General features: G+C 74.6%; 14 protein-coding genes. 12 read left to right on the top strand and 2 right to left on the bottom strand.

Annotated features, from left to right (window positions below):
* The first annotated feature begins 11 nt into the window (after positions 1-11).
* The 7 genes from ACL02R_RS00120 (at position 12) to ACL02R_RS00090 (ending at position 7,201) form a co-directional block, all read left to right on the top strand.
* Positions 12-857 carry a glycosyltransferase family 2 protein gene (locus ACL02R_RS00120; protein WP_412795148.1) on the top strand — a complete coding sequence of 282 codons (846 nt, stop codon included), beginning with the start codon at positions 12-14 and terminating at the stop codon, positions 855-857.
* An 84-nt stretch (positions 858-941) separates the two neighbouring features.
* Positions 942-1,856, top strand: coding sequence for an ABC transporter permease (locus tag ACL02R_RS00115; protein ID WP_412794708.1), 915 nt, complete (start codon positions 942-944; stop codon positions 1,854-1,856).
* Positions 1,849-2,640, top strand: coding sequence for an ABC transporter ATP-binding protein (locus ACL02R_RS00110; RefSeq protein ID WP_362959879.1), 792 nt, complete (start codon positions 1,849-1,851; stop codon positions 2,638-2,640). Before ACL02R_RS00115 ends, ACL02R_RS00110 begins: the two co-directional genes overlap by 8 nt.
* Before the next feature lie 203 nt (positions 2,641-2,843).
* Positions 2,844-3,716 (top strand): squalene synthase HpnC, encoded by an 873-nt coding sequence (hpnC, locus tag ACL02R_RS00105; RefSeq protein ID WP_412795147.1) that lies wholly within the window; start codon positions 2,844-2,846, stop codon positions 3,714-3,716.
* A gap of 11 nt (positions 3,717-3,727) precedes the next feature.
* Complete coding sequence (hpnD, locus tag ACL02R_RS00100; RefSeq protein ID WP_412794707.1) at positions 3,728-4,666, top strand: presqualene diphosphate synthase HpnD; 939 nt, start codon at positions 3,728-3,730, stop codon at positions 4,664-4,666.
* Positions 4,663-6,045, top strand: a complete 1,383-nt coding sequence (gene hpnE, locus ACL02R_RS00095; protein ID WP_412794706.1) for a hydroxysqualene dehydroxylase HpnE — start codon at positions 4,663-4,665, stop codon at positions 6,043-6,045. The genes hpnD and hpnE overlap by 4 nt, the downstream gene beginning before the upstream one ends.
* Before the next feature lie 94 nt (positions 6,046-6,139).
* Positions 6,140-7,201, top strand: a complete 1,062-nt coding sequence (locus tag ACL02R_RS00090) for a polyprenyl synthetase family protein (RefSeq protein WP_412794705.1) — start codon at positions 6,140-6,142, stop codon at positions 7,199-7,201.
* 15 nt (positions 7,202-7,216) lie between these two features.
* On the opposite strand, the gene ACL02R_RS00085 is transcribed toward ACL02R_RS00090, so the two are convergent.
* Positions 7,217-8,026: a tyrosine-protein phosphatase gene (locus ACL02R_RS00085; protein WP_412794704.1), complete on the bottom strand. Its 810-nt coding sequence runs from the start codon at positions 8,024-8,026 to the stop codon at positions 7,217-7,219.
* A 262-nt stretch (positions 8,027-8,288) separates the two neighbouring features.
* Here ACL02R_RS00085 and ACL02R_RS00080 point away from each other — a divergent pair, with 262 nt between their 5' ends.
* The 5 genes from ACL02R_RS00080 (at position 8,289) to ACL02R_RS00060 (ending at position 12,178) form a co-directional block, all read left to right on the top strand.
* The gene (locus ACL02R_RS00080; RefSeq protein WP_412794703.1) at positions 8,289-8,933 is read left to right on the top strand and encodes an alpha-ketoglutarate-dependent dioxygenase AlkB; all 645 of its coding nucleotides are present in this window, start codon (positions 8,289-8,291) and stop codon (positions 8,931-8,933) included.
* 231 nt (positions 8,934-9,164) lie between these two features.
* Complete coding sequence (locus tag ACL02R_RS00075) at positions 9,165-10,718, top strand: sensor histidine kinase (RefSeq protein WP_412794702.1); 1,554 nt, start codon at positions 9,165-9,167, stop codon at positions 10,716-10,718.
* Positions 10,705-11,196 (top strand): roadblock/LC7 domain-containing protein, encoded by a 492-nt coding sequence (locus ACL02R_RS00070; protein WP_412794701.1) that lies wholly within the window; start codon positions 10,705-10,707, stop codon positions 11,194-11,196. Before ACL02R_RS00075 ends, ACL02R_RS00070 begins: the two co-directional genes overlap by 14 nt.
* On the top strand, positions 11,193-11,594 hold the full coding sequence (locus ACL02R_RS00065) for a DUF742 domain-containing protein (protein ID WP_412794700.1): 402 nt from the start codon (positions 11,193-11,195) through the stop codon (positions 11,592-11,594). The genes ACL02R_RS00070 and ACL02R_RS00065 overlap by 4 nt, the downstream gene beginning before the upstream one ends.
* Positions 11,595-11,653: 59 nt before the next feature.
* Positions 11,654-12,178 carry a GAF domain-containing protein gene (locus ACL02R_RS00060; RefSeq protein WP_412795146.1) on the top strand — a complete coding sequence of 175 codons (525 nt, stop codon included), beginning with the start codon at positions 11,654-11,656 and terminating at the stop codon, positions 12,176-12,178.
* Positions 12,179-12,281: 103 nt separating this feature from the next.
* Here ACL02R_RS00060 and metG read toward each other — a convergent pair whose 3' ends face one another.
* Positions 12,282-14,003: a methionine--tRNA ligase gene (gene metG / locus ACL02R_RS00055; RefSeq protein WP_412794699.1), complete on the bottom strand. Its 1,722-nt coding sequence runs from the start codon at positions 14,001-14,003 to the stop codon at positions 12,282-12,284.
* Positions 14,004-14,107 lie beyond the last annotated feature (104 nt).

The following is a 14,107-nucleotide window of genomic DNA, read 5'->3' as shown; positions in this document are numbered from 1 at the left end:
TCGTCCTCACCATGGGCGACCGGCCGGAGGAACTCCGCGCGCTGCTCGACTCGGTGGCGGCCCAGGAGGGCGAACGGATCGAGGTGGTCGTCGTCGGCAACGGCGCGGCGCTCCCCGGCCTGCCCCCGGGCGTCCGCAGCGTCGAACTCCCCGAGAACCTCGGCATCCCCGGTGGCCGGAACGTGGGCATCGAGACGTTCGGTCCTGGGGGCAGTGCGGTCGATGTGTTGCTGTTTCTGGACGACGATGGACTACTTCCAGACAAAAACACGGCGCAATTGGTTCGGGCGGCGTTCGCGGACGATCCGAAGCTCGGCATCGTGAGCTTCCGCATCGCCGATCCGGAGACGGGCACCACACAGCGGCGGCACGTGCCCAGGCTGCGCGCCTCCGACCCGATGCGCTCCTCGCGCGTGACGACGTTCCTCGGCGGCGCCAACGCCGTGCGCACCCAGGTGTTCCAGCAGGTCGGAGGCCTGCCCGACGACTTCTTCTACGCGCACGAGGAGACCGACCTCGCCTGGCGCGCCCTGGACGCCGGATGGTCCATCGACTACCGCGCGGACATGCTCCTGTACCACCCGGCGACCCCGCCGTCCCGGCACGCGGTCTACCACCGGATGGTGGCCCGCAACCGCGTGTGGCTCGCCCGCCGCAACCTGCCGCTGCCCCTGATCCCCGTCTACCTCCTGGTTTGGGTGCTGCTGACCCTGGCACGCCGTCCGTCGGGCAGCGCGCTCAAGGCGTGGTTCGGTGGCTTCGCCGAGGGCTGGCGCACGCCGAGCGGTCCCCGCAGGCCGATGCGTTGGCGTACGGTATGGCGCCTGACCCGTCTGGGACGCCCCCCTGTCATCTGACAAGCTCGGGTCTGAGACCATCCCCGTGCCGCTGTACGGCGGCAGTGCCTACCGCCTTTGCCCTGCGAGGACGAGAGTTACCAGGTGAGCGAGACCACGCGCGAGAGTGCGCCCCCACGCGCCGTACCACTGGCCGAACTGGCGGCCAGGCACGGCCTGACCGTCAGCGGTGCGCGGCCTTCCCTTTCCGAGTACATGAGGCAGCTGTGGGGGCGCCGGCACTTCATCGTCGCGTTCTCCCGGGCCAAACTGATGGCCCAGTACGGCCAGGCGAAACTGGGCCAGCTGTGGCAGGTGTTCACGCCCCTGCTCAACGCGTGCGTCTACTTCCTGATCTTCGGACTGCTGCTCGGCGGACGCGCCGGGATGACCAACCGGGAGTACATCCCCTTCCTGGTCACGGGCGTGTTCGTCTTCACCTTCACCCAGGCGTCGGTGATGGCCGGGGTCAAGTCGATCTCGGGCAACCTCGGGCTGGTGCGCGCCCTGCACTTCCCCCGCGCGTCGCTGCCCATCGCCTTCTCGCTCCAGCAGCTCCAGCAGCTGCTCTACTCGATGATCATCCTGGTCGTGATCGTCGTCGGCGCCGGGCACTACCCGGCCCTGACCTGGCTCCTGGTCGTCCCGGCGCTCGCCCTCCAGCTCGTCTTCAACGCGGGCCTGGCCATGATCATGGCCAGGCTGGGCAGCAACACCCCCGACCTCGCCCAGCTGATGCCCTTCATCCTGCGGACCTGGATGTACGGGTCCGGTGTCATGTTCCCGCTGCGGGCGATGGTCGAGGGCCGCGCCGACGGCCCGAGCTGGGTCGCCACCGTCCTGGAGGCGAACCCCGCCGCCGTCTACATGGACCTCATCAGGTACGCGCTGATCGACAGCGACATGCACAACGCCATACCGTCCACCACCTGGTTGTTCGCCCTCGGCTGGGCCGTGGTGGTCGGTGTCGGCGGATTCCTGTTCTTCTGGAAGGCGGAGGAGAAGTACGGCCGTGGCTGACAACACCCCGGCCCTGGCGGCCGACGACGGGCGCAAGCCGACCGTGATCGCCGAGGACCTCCACATCGTCTACCGCGTCTACGGCGCCGGGAACCGCGGCAACGCCACCGCCGCCCTGCGCCGCATGATCCGCCGCGAGCCGTCCCGCCGCGTCCGCGAGGTGCACGCCGTGCGCGGCGTCAGCTTCGTCGCGTACCGCGGCGAGGCCATCGGCCTCATCGGCACCAACGGCTCCGGCAAGTCCACGCTGCTGCGCGCCATCGCGGGCCTCCTGCCCGCCGAGAGCGGCCGGGTCTACACGGACGGCCAGCCGTCGCTGCTCGGCGTGAACGCCGCGCTGATGAACGACCTGACCGGCGAGCGCAACGTCATCCTCGGCGGCCTGGCCATGGGCATGTCCCGCGACCAGATCCGCGCCCGGTACGACGACATCGTGGACTTCTCCGGGATCAACGAGAAGGGCGACTTCATAAGCCTGCCGATGCGCACCTACTCGTCCGGCATGCAGGCCAGGCTGCGGTTCTCCATCGCCGCCGCCAAGGACCACGACGTGCTGATGATCGACGAGGCGCTCGCCACCGGTGACAAGAAGTTCCAGCGCCGCTCCGAGGCCCGCGTCCGCGAGCTGCGCGAGGAGGCGGGCACCGTCTTCCTCGTCAGCCACAACAACCGGTCGATCCGCAACACATGCGACCGCGTCCTGTGGCTGGAGAAGGGCGAGCTGGTGATGGACGGCCCGACCGACCAGGTGCTGAAGGCGTACGAGGAGGAGACGGGCAAGTAGCCCGCCGCCCCGCCCGACCACCGCCCGGAACCACGGGGGCCCGGCCGCGTGTCCCCGGCCGGGCTCATCAGACCATAAGGTAAAACAGCAGACATGACGACCACGGCGTGCTGGACGACGAGGGGCCGCCCGTGCTGACGGCGACACCGGGCGGCGGCCCCGGCGGCACGGGGGAGAGCGGCGGCACGGAGGACCCCGGCGGAGTGCTCGCCAAGGCGGCCCACGAGAACTTCCCGGTCGCCCCCCGCTTCCTCCCCCGCGCCTGGCGTGACGACCTGATGGCCGTCTACGGCTACGCCCGCCTCGTGGACGACATCGGCGACGGCGACCTCGCGCCGGGCGACGGCGACGCCGTGCTCCTCGGCCTCGACACGGACGCCGTCACCGACCCCCTCGCCATGCTGGACGCCGTCACCGACGACCTCCACCGCGTCTTCGCCAGCGCCCACGGCGGCCCCCCGCCCCGGCACCCGCTGGTCCGCGCCCTGATCCCCACCGTCCGCCGCGCCCGCCTCACCCCCGACCCGTTCCTCGACCTGATCGAGGCCAACCGGATCGACCAGCGCGTCAGCCGCTACCCCGACTGGGACGCCCTCCTCGACTACTGCCGCCTGTCCGCCAACCCGGTCGGCCGCCTCGTCCTGGCCATCACCGGCACCGCCACCGAGGACAGCCTGCGCCGTTCCGACGCCGTCTGCACCGGGCTCCAGATCGTCGAGCACGTCCAGGACGTCGCCGAGGACCTGCGCCGCGACCGCGTCTACCTGCCCGCCGACGCCATGCGCCGCTTCCGCGTCACCGAGGACGACCTCGCCGCGCCCACGGCCAACGCGTCCGTGCGCACCCTGGTCGCCTGGACGACCGACCGGGCACGTAGGCTGCTGGACGAGGGAGCCCCGCTGGTGGGGAGCCTGCACGGGCGGCTGCGACTGCTCCTCGCCGGCTTCGTCGGCGGCGGACGCGCCGCCGCCCAGGCCATCGCCGGCGCCGGGTACGACGTGCTGGCGGGCCCACCCCGACCGTCCAAGGGCGGCCTGCTGTACGCGGCGGGAACGACACTGCGAAGAGGAACGTGAGCTTCAATCCCGTGAGCCCCGCACCCAGGAGAGCCCCGCTGCCGCCCGCCGTCTTCGCGGCCTACGAGTACTGCGCCGCCGTCTCCACCCGGCACGCCAGGAACTTCAGCTACGGCGCCCGCCTCATGCCCCTGGCCAAGCGCCGCGCCCTCTACGCCCTCTACGCCTTCGCACGGCGCGTGGACGACATCGGCGACGGCACCCTCGCGCCCGACGTCAAGGAGACCCGCCTCAACGGCACGCGCGACCTCCTCCAGCGGGTCCGCGACAAGCAGGTCACCGAGGACGACACCGACCCCGTCGCCGTCGCCCTGGCCCACGCCACCCGCCGCTTCCCGATCCCGCTGGGCGGCCTCGACGAACTGATCGACGGCGTGCTCCTCGACGTCCGCGGCCACGCCTACGAGACCTGGGACGACCTGCGCCACTACTGCCGCTGCGTCGCCGGCGCCATAGGCCGTCTGTGCCTCGGCGTCTTCGGGACAGCGCCCGGCGCCCGCGGCACCGCCCGCGCCGCCGAGTACGCCGACACCCTCGGCCTCGCCCTCCAGCTGACCAACATCCTGCGCGACATCCGCGAGGACGCCGCCAACGGCAGGACGTACCTCCCCGCCGAGGACCTCCGCGCCTTCGGCTGCGAGGACGGCCCCCACCTCGACCCCGCGCCGCCCGGCGCCGACTTCCCCGGGCTGGTCCGCTTCGAGGTACGCCGCGCCCGCGAGCTGTTCGCCCAGGGCCTGCGGCTCCTGCCCATGCTGGACCGCCGCTCCGCAGCCTGCGTCGCCGCCATGGCCGGCACGTACCACCGGCTGCTCGACCTGATCGACGAGGACCCGCACGCCGTCCTGCGCGGCCGGGTCGGCCTCCCCGGCGCCCAGAAGGCCGTCGTCGCCCTGCGCGGTCTGACGGGATTCGACACCCGCCGCGTCGCGCGGGCGGGCCGCACATGACAACGCCCCCGGCGCCGCGCACGCCCCCGCACACCGCGGTCGTCGGCGGCGGCCTCGCCGGGATCACCACCGCCCTCGCCCTCGCCGACCGCGGCCACCGCGTGACGCTCCTGGAGACCCGTCCCCGCCTCGGCGGCCTCGCGTTCTCCTTCCGCCGCGACACCCCCGCGGGGCAGATCACCGTGGACAACGGCCAGCACGTCTTCCTGCGCTGCTGCACCGCCTACCGGGGCTTCCTCCAGCGCATCGGCGCCACCGCCCTCGCCCCCCTCCAGCGCCGCCTCGACGTCCCCGTCACCGACGCCGCCACGGGCCGCACCGGCCGCATCCGCAGGACCGCCCTGCCCGTCCCCCTGCACCTCGCGGGCTCCCTGGCGCGCTACCCCCACCTCTCGCCGGCGGAACGCGCCGCCGTCCCCCGCGCCGTCCTCGCCCTGCGCCGCCTCGACCCCGCCGACCCCGCGCTGGACGACCAGGACTTCGCCTCCTGGCTGCGCCGCCACGGCCAGAGCGACCGCGCCGTCACCGCCCTGTGGGACCTCATCGGCGTCGCCACCCTCAACGCGCGGGCCGCCGGCGTCTCCCTCGGCCTGGCCGCCATGGTCTTCCGCACCGGCCTGCTCACCGAGCCGGGCGCCGCCGACATCGGCGTGCCGGACGTGCCCCTCGGCGAACTCCACGACACCCTCGCCCGCACCGCCCTCGACCACTCCGGCGTCACCACCCACCTCGCCACCCGCGTCCGCCGCCTGCGGCCCGCGCCCGGCGGCGGCTGGCGCGTCACCGTCAGCTCACGCTCCCTCACCCCCGCCCCGCAGCCCGCCAGGGAACTGACCGCCGACTCCGTCGTCGTCGCCGTCCCACCCGACGCCGCCCGCGCCCTGCTGCCCCACGACGCCCTGCCCGACCCGTCCGCCCTCGCGGCCTTCGGCACGGCCCCCATCCTCAACGCGCACATCCTGTACGACCGGACAGTGCTGCGCCGCCCGTTCCTCGCCGCACTCGGCAGCCCCGTGCAGTGGATCTTCGACCGCACCCGCCCGGCCGGTGTCACCGACGGCCAGTACGTCGTCCTGTCGCAGTCCGCCGCCCAGGAGGAGATCCAGCTCCCGGCCGACGTCCTGCGCAAGCGCTACCTGCCCGAGATCGCCCGCCTGCTGCCCGCCGCACGCGGCGCGCGCGTCCGCGACTTCTTCGTCACCCGGGAACGCGCCGCCACCTTCGCCCCCACCCCGGGCGTGGGGCGGCTGCGCCCAGGACCGGTGACGCGCGCCCCCGGCCTGCACCTGGCCGGCGCGTGGACCGCCACCGGCTGGCCCGCGACGATGGAGGGCGCCGTACGCAGCGGCCTCGCCGCCGCGCGCGCCGTCGCACCCTGACGGCGCGTCCCGTGACCCCCCTGACCACCCCCGCACCGCCCGCACCGGAAGTCCCGCCCCGAGCAGCACGCACGCCCAGCGCCAAGGAGAGCATGTGAACGCCACGGAAGCCCAGCCCGCAAGCGCCGTCCCGGCGCTGCTCGCCCGCGGACGGGAACTGGCCGCTCCCGCGCTGCGCTCCGCCGTCGCCAGGCTCGCCCCGCCGATGGACACCGTCGCCGCCTACCACTTCGGCTGGATCGACGCCGAGGGCCGCCCCACCGACGCCGACAGCGGCAAGGCCGTGCGGCCCGCCCTCGCCCTGCTCTCCGCCGAGGCCGCCGGAGTCCCCGCCGCCGCGGGCATCCCCGGAGCGGTCGCCGTCGAGCTGGTCCACAACTTCTCGCTGCTCCACGACGACCTGATGGACGGCGACGAGCAGCGCAGGCACCGCGACACGGTCTGGAAGGTCCACGGCCCCGCCCAGGCCATCCTGGTCGGCGACGCGCTGTTCGCCCTCGCCATCGAGGTGCTCCTCGAACCGGGCACGCCGGACGCCGCCCGCGCCACCCGCCGCCTCGCCACGGCCAGCCGCCGCCTGGTGGACGGCCAGGCCCAGGACATCGCCTTCGAGCACCGCGAGCGCGTGAGCGTCGCCGAGTGCCTGGAGATGGAGGGCAACAAGACCGGCGCCCTGCTGGCCTGCGCCGCCGCCGTCGGCGCGGTCCTCGGCGGCGCGGACGACCGCGTCGCCGACGCGCTGGAGGAGTACGGGCAGCGCCTCGGCCTCGCGTTCCAGGCCGTGGACGACCTGCTCGGCATCTGGGGCGACCCGGCCACCACCGGCAAGGCCGCCTGGAGCGACCTGCGGCAGCGCAAGAAGTCGCTGCCCGTCGCCGCCGCGCTCGACGGCACAGGACCGGCCGCCGGGCGGCTCGCCGCGCTGCTCATGGCGGACGCCAAGAAGTCGCCCGAGGAGTTCGAGGACTTCGACGAGGCCGAGTTCGCCACGCGGGCCGCGCTCGTCGAGGAGGCGGGCGGTCGCCGTTTCGCCGAGGAGGAGGCGCGGCGGCAGTACGACGCCGCGCTCGGCGCGCTGGACGGGCTCGACCTGCCCGGCGGCGTACGCGGCCGGTTCGAGGCGCTGGCGGACTTCGTGGTGGTGCGCACGAAGTGAGCGCGCCCCCGGGCGTCACCCGTCCGTGAGGAGCGCGCGGCGCAGCCCCGCCAGGTCGGCGGCCGTCAGCCCCAGCGCGTCGCCGAAGTACCCCGCGGGCCCGCCCCAGGCCGCGTCGATCTCGTCGAACGCCGCCGCCAGGTACTCGGCGCGCGCGTCGAACAGCGGCGCCAGCAGCTCCCCGACCTCGGCCGCGAGCGCCTCCGTCAACGGCGCGGCGCCGCTTCCCCGCGGAACGGGGTACCGGCGGTGCGGCGCGTTCGACTTCAGGTAGTCGGCCACGATCGCGTCGCGCTCCACGCCCACCGCCAGCAGCGTCAGCGCGACGGTCAGCCCGGCCCGGTCCTTGCCCGCCGCGCAGTGCAGCAGCGCGGGCGTGCCCCCGCCCGCCAGCGCGCGCAGCACGCGCCCCAGCTCCACCGTCCGGTGCTGCACCATGTGGCGGTACGAGGTGACCATCCGCCCGGCCGCCCGCCCGCCGTTCAGCGCCTCCCGCAGCTCCGCGACACCGCCGTCCCGCACCAGCGCCCAGAACTGCGCGCCGTCCGCCGGGTCGCTCAGCGGGACGCCGACGTTGCGCACGCCGGGCAGCGCCACGTCCGGGCCGTCCAGCGCCTGGTCGGCGGCGTTCCTGAAGTCGAAGACCGTCCGCAGTCCCAGGGACGCCAGGAAGGCGCGGTCGGGCGCGGTCGCCGCCGCCAGGTGGCCGCTGCGGAACAGCCGTCCGGGCCGCACGCGCCGCCCGTCCCCGGCCGGCAGGCCGCCGAGGTCTCTGAAGTTGCGCACGCCGGTCAGCACGGGTTCGCCGGGCTGCGGTGCCGTCATAGGACCCTCCTCGCTCGTCAGGCAGGGGCAGCGAAACCCTACGGCCCCCGGACGCCCCCGCCCAGAGGCCCCGGCCACGCCGTCCGGCCGCTCCGCGGCGTCCGTCCGCGCCCGCGGGGCGGGAGACCGCGCACGTCCCCGACACGGTGGCCCCGGCACGCGGGCACCCCGCGCAGGTGCCACCGCCGGACGTCCGCGCACCCCGGCGCGGTCCGTGCGGGGCCCCTGCCCGGCGCCCGGCCCCGGGCGCATGATGGGACGTGTGACCGATGCGCTTTTCCCCCGCGACCGCGCCGAGGTGGCGCCGGGGGCCGTGCACCTGCCCGACTGGCTCGGCGACGCCCGGCGGCACGCACTCCTCGCCGCCTGCCGCGACTGGGCACTGCCGCCCGCCGGGCTGCGCACGGTCCGCTTCGGCGGCGGCGTCATGTCCGTCCGCCAGCTCTCCCTCGGCCGCCACTGGCACGCGGGCGGCTACGCCCGCACCGCCGTCGACGGTGACGGCGCGCCCGTCAAACCGTTCCCCGCCTGGCTCGGCGCCCTGGCCGCCGCGGCGGCGGCCGACGCGGGCTTCCCGCCGCCCTCCGACCCCTACGACATCGCGCTCGTCAACTTCTACGACGCCTCGGCCCGGATGGGGATGCACCGGGACGCCGACGAGCGCTCGCCCGCGCCCGTCGTGTCGTTCAGCCTCGGCGACACGTGCGTCTTCCGCCTCGGCGGCACGGAGCACCGGGGCCGCCCGTGGACCGACACCGAACTGCGCTGCGGCGACGCGTTCGTCTTCGGCGGCCCCGCCAGGCTGGCGTACCACGGGGTGCCGCGCACCCGTCCGGGCACCGCGCCGCCCGGTCTCGGGCTCGCCGGGCGCCTCAACATCACGGTCCGCGCCTCCGGCCTCGACTGACCGCCGGGACGGTGCCCGCGGTCAAGGCAGCCGCTGCCGTATTCACCCGTAGGGAGGTGGCGAGGGGTGGCGATTGGCGGAACTGTAGCTCTGCGCAGTGGTGTTGAGTCATAGCGTGGCCTCGGCACATTGATCCGCCCGATAAGGACACCGATGCCAGAACAGCTACGCACCGGGGCAGCCACCGGTCGCCACAGCCGGCCCGCCGGCACGGCACCGGGCGCGGGAGAGTTGGGGTGCAGGCGCCGGCTGCTGCGCCTGGCCGTGCTCCCCGCCGCCCTGGTCACCGCCGTCTCGACGGTCACCGTCGCGTACCTGCTGGTCAGCGGCGGGCCCCAGCGGACCGTGGCGGGCGGCCTCGCGCGCTGGGCGGTGCCCGCGGCCGCCGCGGTGCTGGTGGGCGCGGTCCTCGCCGGAGCGGTCCTCCTCGCCCTCACCGAGGCCAGGCTGCACGCCGGGCGGCTCACCGCGCTGCGCCGCCAGGCCAGCCGCGGCCGGGTCGAACTGCACGCGCTGCTGCGGAAGGTGGAGCGCGGCGAGCGCATCAGGCCGCCCGAGGGCCCGCCGCCCGCCGAGCCGGACGACGCCGACGCGTACCGCAGGCTCGGGCACGAGATCGCCGCCGCCGGGTACGCGGCCGAGTCCGCCGTCGCCCAGGCCGCCTCCCTCGCGGGCGCGGTCTACGCCGGAGACGAACGGGTCGAGGTGTTCGTCAACCTCGCGCGCCGCATGCAGTCCTTCGTGCACCGCCAGCTCGAATACCTCGACGAGCTGGAGAACGACGTCGAGGAGCCCGAACTCCTCAAGGGCCTCTTCCACATCGACCACCTCGCCACCCGCATCAGGCGGCACGCGGAGAACCTCGCCGTCCTCGGCGGCGCCGTCTCCCGCCGCCAGTGGACCCGGCCGGTGTGCATGTCCGAGGTGCTGCGCTCCTGCATCGCCGAGGTCGAGCACTACTCGCGCGTCAAGCTGGTGCCGCCCTTCGAGGGCACGGTGCGCGGCCACGCCGTCGCCGACGTCGTGCACCTCCTGGCCGAACTGGTCGAGAACGCCACGGAGTTCTCCGCCCCCCAGACCCAGGTCCTGCTGCGCGTCCAGCGCGTCACCGCCGGTCTCGCCATCGAGGTCGAGGACCGCGGCCTCGGCATGACCGTCACCGAGCAGAACCGCATGAACGCCATCCTGTCCGGCGCCGAACGGCTCGACGTCGCGCAGCTGCTGGAGGACGGCCGGGTGGGCCTCTTCGTGGTCTCCACGCTCGCCAAGCGGCACGACATCGTCGTCCAGCTCCAGAGCAACATCTACGGCGGCGTGCAGGCCGTCCTCGTCCTGCCGCCCGAGCTGCTCGGCGACGAGTCGGAGGGGCACTACGTCCCCGGCCGCCCCGTCACGCAGGCGGGGGACCAGTACGCGCTGCCCGCGCCGCTGCCGGCCCCCGCCGGGTCGGGGGCCGACCGCGACCCCGCCGTACCGCCCCGGCCCGCACAGCCCCCCGCGGCGCCACCGGAGGCCGGGACCGCCCCCGCGGAGCCGGCGGACGAGGAGCGGCCCGCCGCCTCCCCGGCGCCGGCCGCCGACCGGTCGGACCGGCCCCCGCTGCCGCGCCGCCCCCGCCCGCGCCACCTCGTCCCGCCCCCGCGCGACACGGCCCCCGCCCCCCAGGCACCCCGGCAGTCCGCCCGCGACGGCGGCCAGGACGCCGTCCCCGCCCCGCTCGACCCCGGGCTCACCGCCGCCTTCCGGCGCGGCGCCCGCCTCGCCGAGGAGGATGGGGACAGATGACCCGCCCCACACCGCCCGCCATCCCGCCCGCCACCCCGCCGAGCGCACCGGCCGCGCCGTGGTGACCGACACGCCCTGGCCGCCCAGGACCGACCCGTCCTGGCTGCTGGCCCACCTCGCCGACCGCCTGCCGCAGGCCCGCAAGGCCGTCCTGCTCGGCAGCGACGGCCTGCCCCGCGCCGCCCACGGGCTCGACCCCGAGGACGCCGACCAGCTCGCCGCCCTCGCCTCGGGACTCCACGCCCTGGCCAGGACCGCCGGGAGCGGGCCGGCCGCCACCGGCGGCCGCGTCCGCCGGATCACCGTCCGGCTCGACTCCGGGCTGCTGATCGTCACGGCCGCGGGACAGGCCGCGGCGCTCGCCGTCCTCGCCGACCGCGACGCCGACGCCGCCGCGCTCGGCCACGAGATGGCCCTGCTGGTCCGCAGCGTCAGGGCCGCCCTCGCCATCCCGCTGCGCCAGAGGGCCAGGGGATGACCGCGACCGGCACGCCGCGCGCCACCACGGCCGTGGCGTCAGGACCCCTGCTCGACGAGGACGCGGGCCGCCTGGTCCGTCCCTTCACCGTCTGCGGCGGGCGCACCAGGCCCGCCGCCCGCCTCGACCTACTGAGCGTGGTCACGGCCACCGGGCGGCGGATACGCCGCAGGCTCGGGCCCGAGCACGCCCAGGTCCTGCGCGTCTGCCAGGGACCGGCGTCGGTCGCCGAGATCGCCGCGCACGTCGGCCTGCCCGCCGCCGTCACCAAGGTCCTGCTCTCCGACCTGCTCGACTCGGGAGCCGTCACCGTCAGCACTCCCGCGTCACCGGGCCGCTTCGTCACGGACCCGGCCCTGCTGCGGGCGGTGCTGCACGGGCTGCGGCAGCTCGTGTGACGCCCGCCCCGGGCGGGGGCGGCCCGTATCCGATCCACGCAAGGAACACCATGTCCACGATGGGCTTCGACCCCACAGGCCGGCTGCTGCCGACCCCCGACGACCCGGACGCACCGGCCCGCGCGGAACGGCTGCGGCAACTGGGCGTCGGCGCCGAGGCTGACCCCGCATTCGACGCGGCGGCGCGCGACCTGGCACGCCTGGCGGGCACGCCGCTCGCGCTGGTCACCTTCGTCGGCGAGCGGCACCAGTTCTTCGCCGGCCTCTACCCCCCGCCGGGGCAGGGTGAGAGCCGTACGGCCCCGCGCGACCGCGGCTTCTGCCCGTACGTGGTGGTACGCCGCAAGGCGCTGGTGCTGGACGACGTGACCGACTACCCGCGGTTCGCCGGGAACCCGGTGGTGGACGAGGAGGGCATCCGCTCCTACCTGGGCGCGCCGCTGCTCGACCTGGACGGTCGCGCGCTGGGCACCGTCTGCGTGCTCGACCGGCTGCCGCGCCCGTGGGGCCGTCCAGGCCTGGAGAGCATCAAGGCCGCCGCGGCCGAGCTGTCCGCGCGCATCCTGGCCGGGGCGGCGGGCTGAGCCGGCCCGCTCCCTCCCCGACGGGCGCACGGCATGGCGGACGGCCCGTTCCCCGGCCCGTCCGGCACGCCGTGCCGTGCCGTGCCCGCGCGAGGCGTCCCCGTCAGGAATCGGTGTCGCCGCCGAAGCGCGCCCGGTAGCCGTCGAGGTCCTCCTCGGTGATCTTCGCGAACAGCACCGGCGGAACGGTGAACGCCGTCCCCGCCGGGACCGCGTCCAGCGCCCGCGCCTCCTCCGGCGACACCCACTGCGCGGTGTCGTCCAGGGCGAAGACCGCGCGCAGTGTGCGCGCGCTGGACGGGATGATCGGCTCGGACAGCACCGCGTAGAGGCGGATGAGGTTCATCGCCGTGCGCAGGGTGAGCGCGGCGGCGTCCTCGTCGGTCTTGATCTCGCGCCAGGGGGCCTTCTCCTCCAGGTAGGAGTTGCCCGCGCTCCACAGCGCGCGCAGCGCGAAGGCCGCCTTGCGGAACTGGAGGCCGTCCAGGTGCTCCTCGTACTCGGCGACCAGCCGCGCCACCTCGTCCCCGAGGCGCCGCTCGGCGTCGCCCGCCGCGTTCCCCGCCGGTACGGCGTCGCCGAAGCGCTTGCGGGAGAACGTCAGGACGCGGTTGACGAAGTTGCCCAGCGTGTCGGCGAGGTCCTTGTTCACGACCGAGGAGAACAGCTCCCAGGAGAACGACGAGTCGTCGGACTCCGGCGCCCCCGCCATCAGGAAGTACCGCCAGTAGTCGGCGGGCAGCAGGTCGAGCGCCGTGTCGGCGAAGATGCCGCGCTGCTGCGACGTGGAGAACTTGCCGCCGTAGTACGTCAGCCAGTTGAACGCCTTGACGTAGTCGACGCGCTTCCACGGCTCCCGGGTGCCGATCTGCGTGGCGGGGAACATCACCGTGTGGAACGGGACGTTGTCCTTCGCCATGAACTCGGTGTAGCGCACCGAGTCGTCCGCCCCGTACCACCACGAGCGCCAGTCCCGAGCCTCGCCGGGACCGGCCGCGTCCGCCCACTCCTTGGTGGCGCCGATGTACCCGATCGGCGCGTCGAACCAGACGTAGAACACCTTGCCCTCGGCCGCCAGGTCGGGCCACACGTCCGCCGGCACGGGCACGCCCCACTCCAGGTCGCGGGTGATGGCCCGGTCGTGCAGGCCCTCGGTCAGCCACTTGCGGGCGATGGAGGAGGCCAGCGTCGGCCACTGCTCGCCGTGGGCGTCCACGAAGGCGGCGACCTCGTTCTCCAGCTTCGTCTGGAGCAGGAACAGGTGCTTCGTCTCCCGGACTTCGAGGTCCGTGCTGCCGCTCACGGCGGACCGCGCGGACACCAGGTCGGTCGGGTCGAGGACGCGCGTGCAGTTCTCGCACTGGTCGCCGCGCGCCGCCTCGTAGCCGCAGTAGGGGCAGGTGCCGACGATGTAGCGGTCGGGGAGGAAACGGCCGTCGGCGGGGGAGTAGACCTGGCGGGTGGTCCGCTCCTCGATGAAGCCGTTCTCGTGCAGGCGGCGGGCGAAGTGCTGGGTCACCTCCACGTTCTGCGCCGACGAGGTCCGGCCGAAGTAGTCGAAGGCGAGCCCGAAACCGTCGTAGATCGCCTTCTGCGCCTCGTGCTGCTGCGCGCAGAACTCCGCGACGGGCAGTCCGGCGGCCTTGGCGGCCAGCTCGGCCGGGGTGCCGTGCTCGTCCGTGGCGCAGATGTAGAGGACCTCGTGCCCGCGCTGCCGCAGGTAGCGGGAGTACACGTCGGCGGGGAGCATCGAGCCCACCATGTTCCCCAGGTGCTTGATCCCGTTGATGTAGGGCAACGCACTGGTGATGAGGTGTCGGGCCATCCTCGGATGCTCCAATGATCGAGAGAACGCGCGCAGTGACGAGGTCACGGAGGGTGACAAATCACTGTTGTGGACATCACGCATCCTACCGATGCGCGGAAGGG

It is taken from the genome of Streptomyces sp. MS19 (assembly GCF_047200595.1).
GTDB lineage: Bacteria > Actinomycetota > Actinomycetes > Streptomycetales > Streptomycetaceae > Streptomyces.
This window is presented reverse-complemented; position numbering and strand designations above follow the sequence as displayed.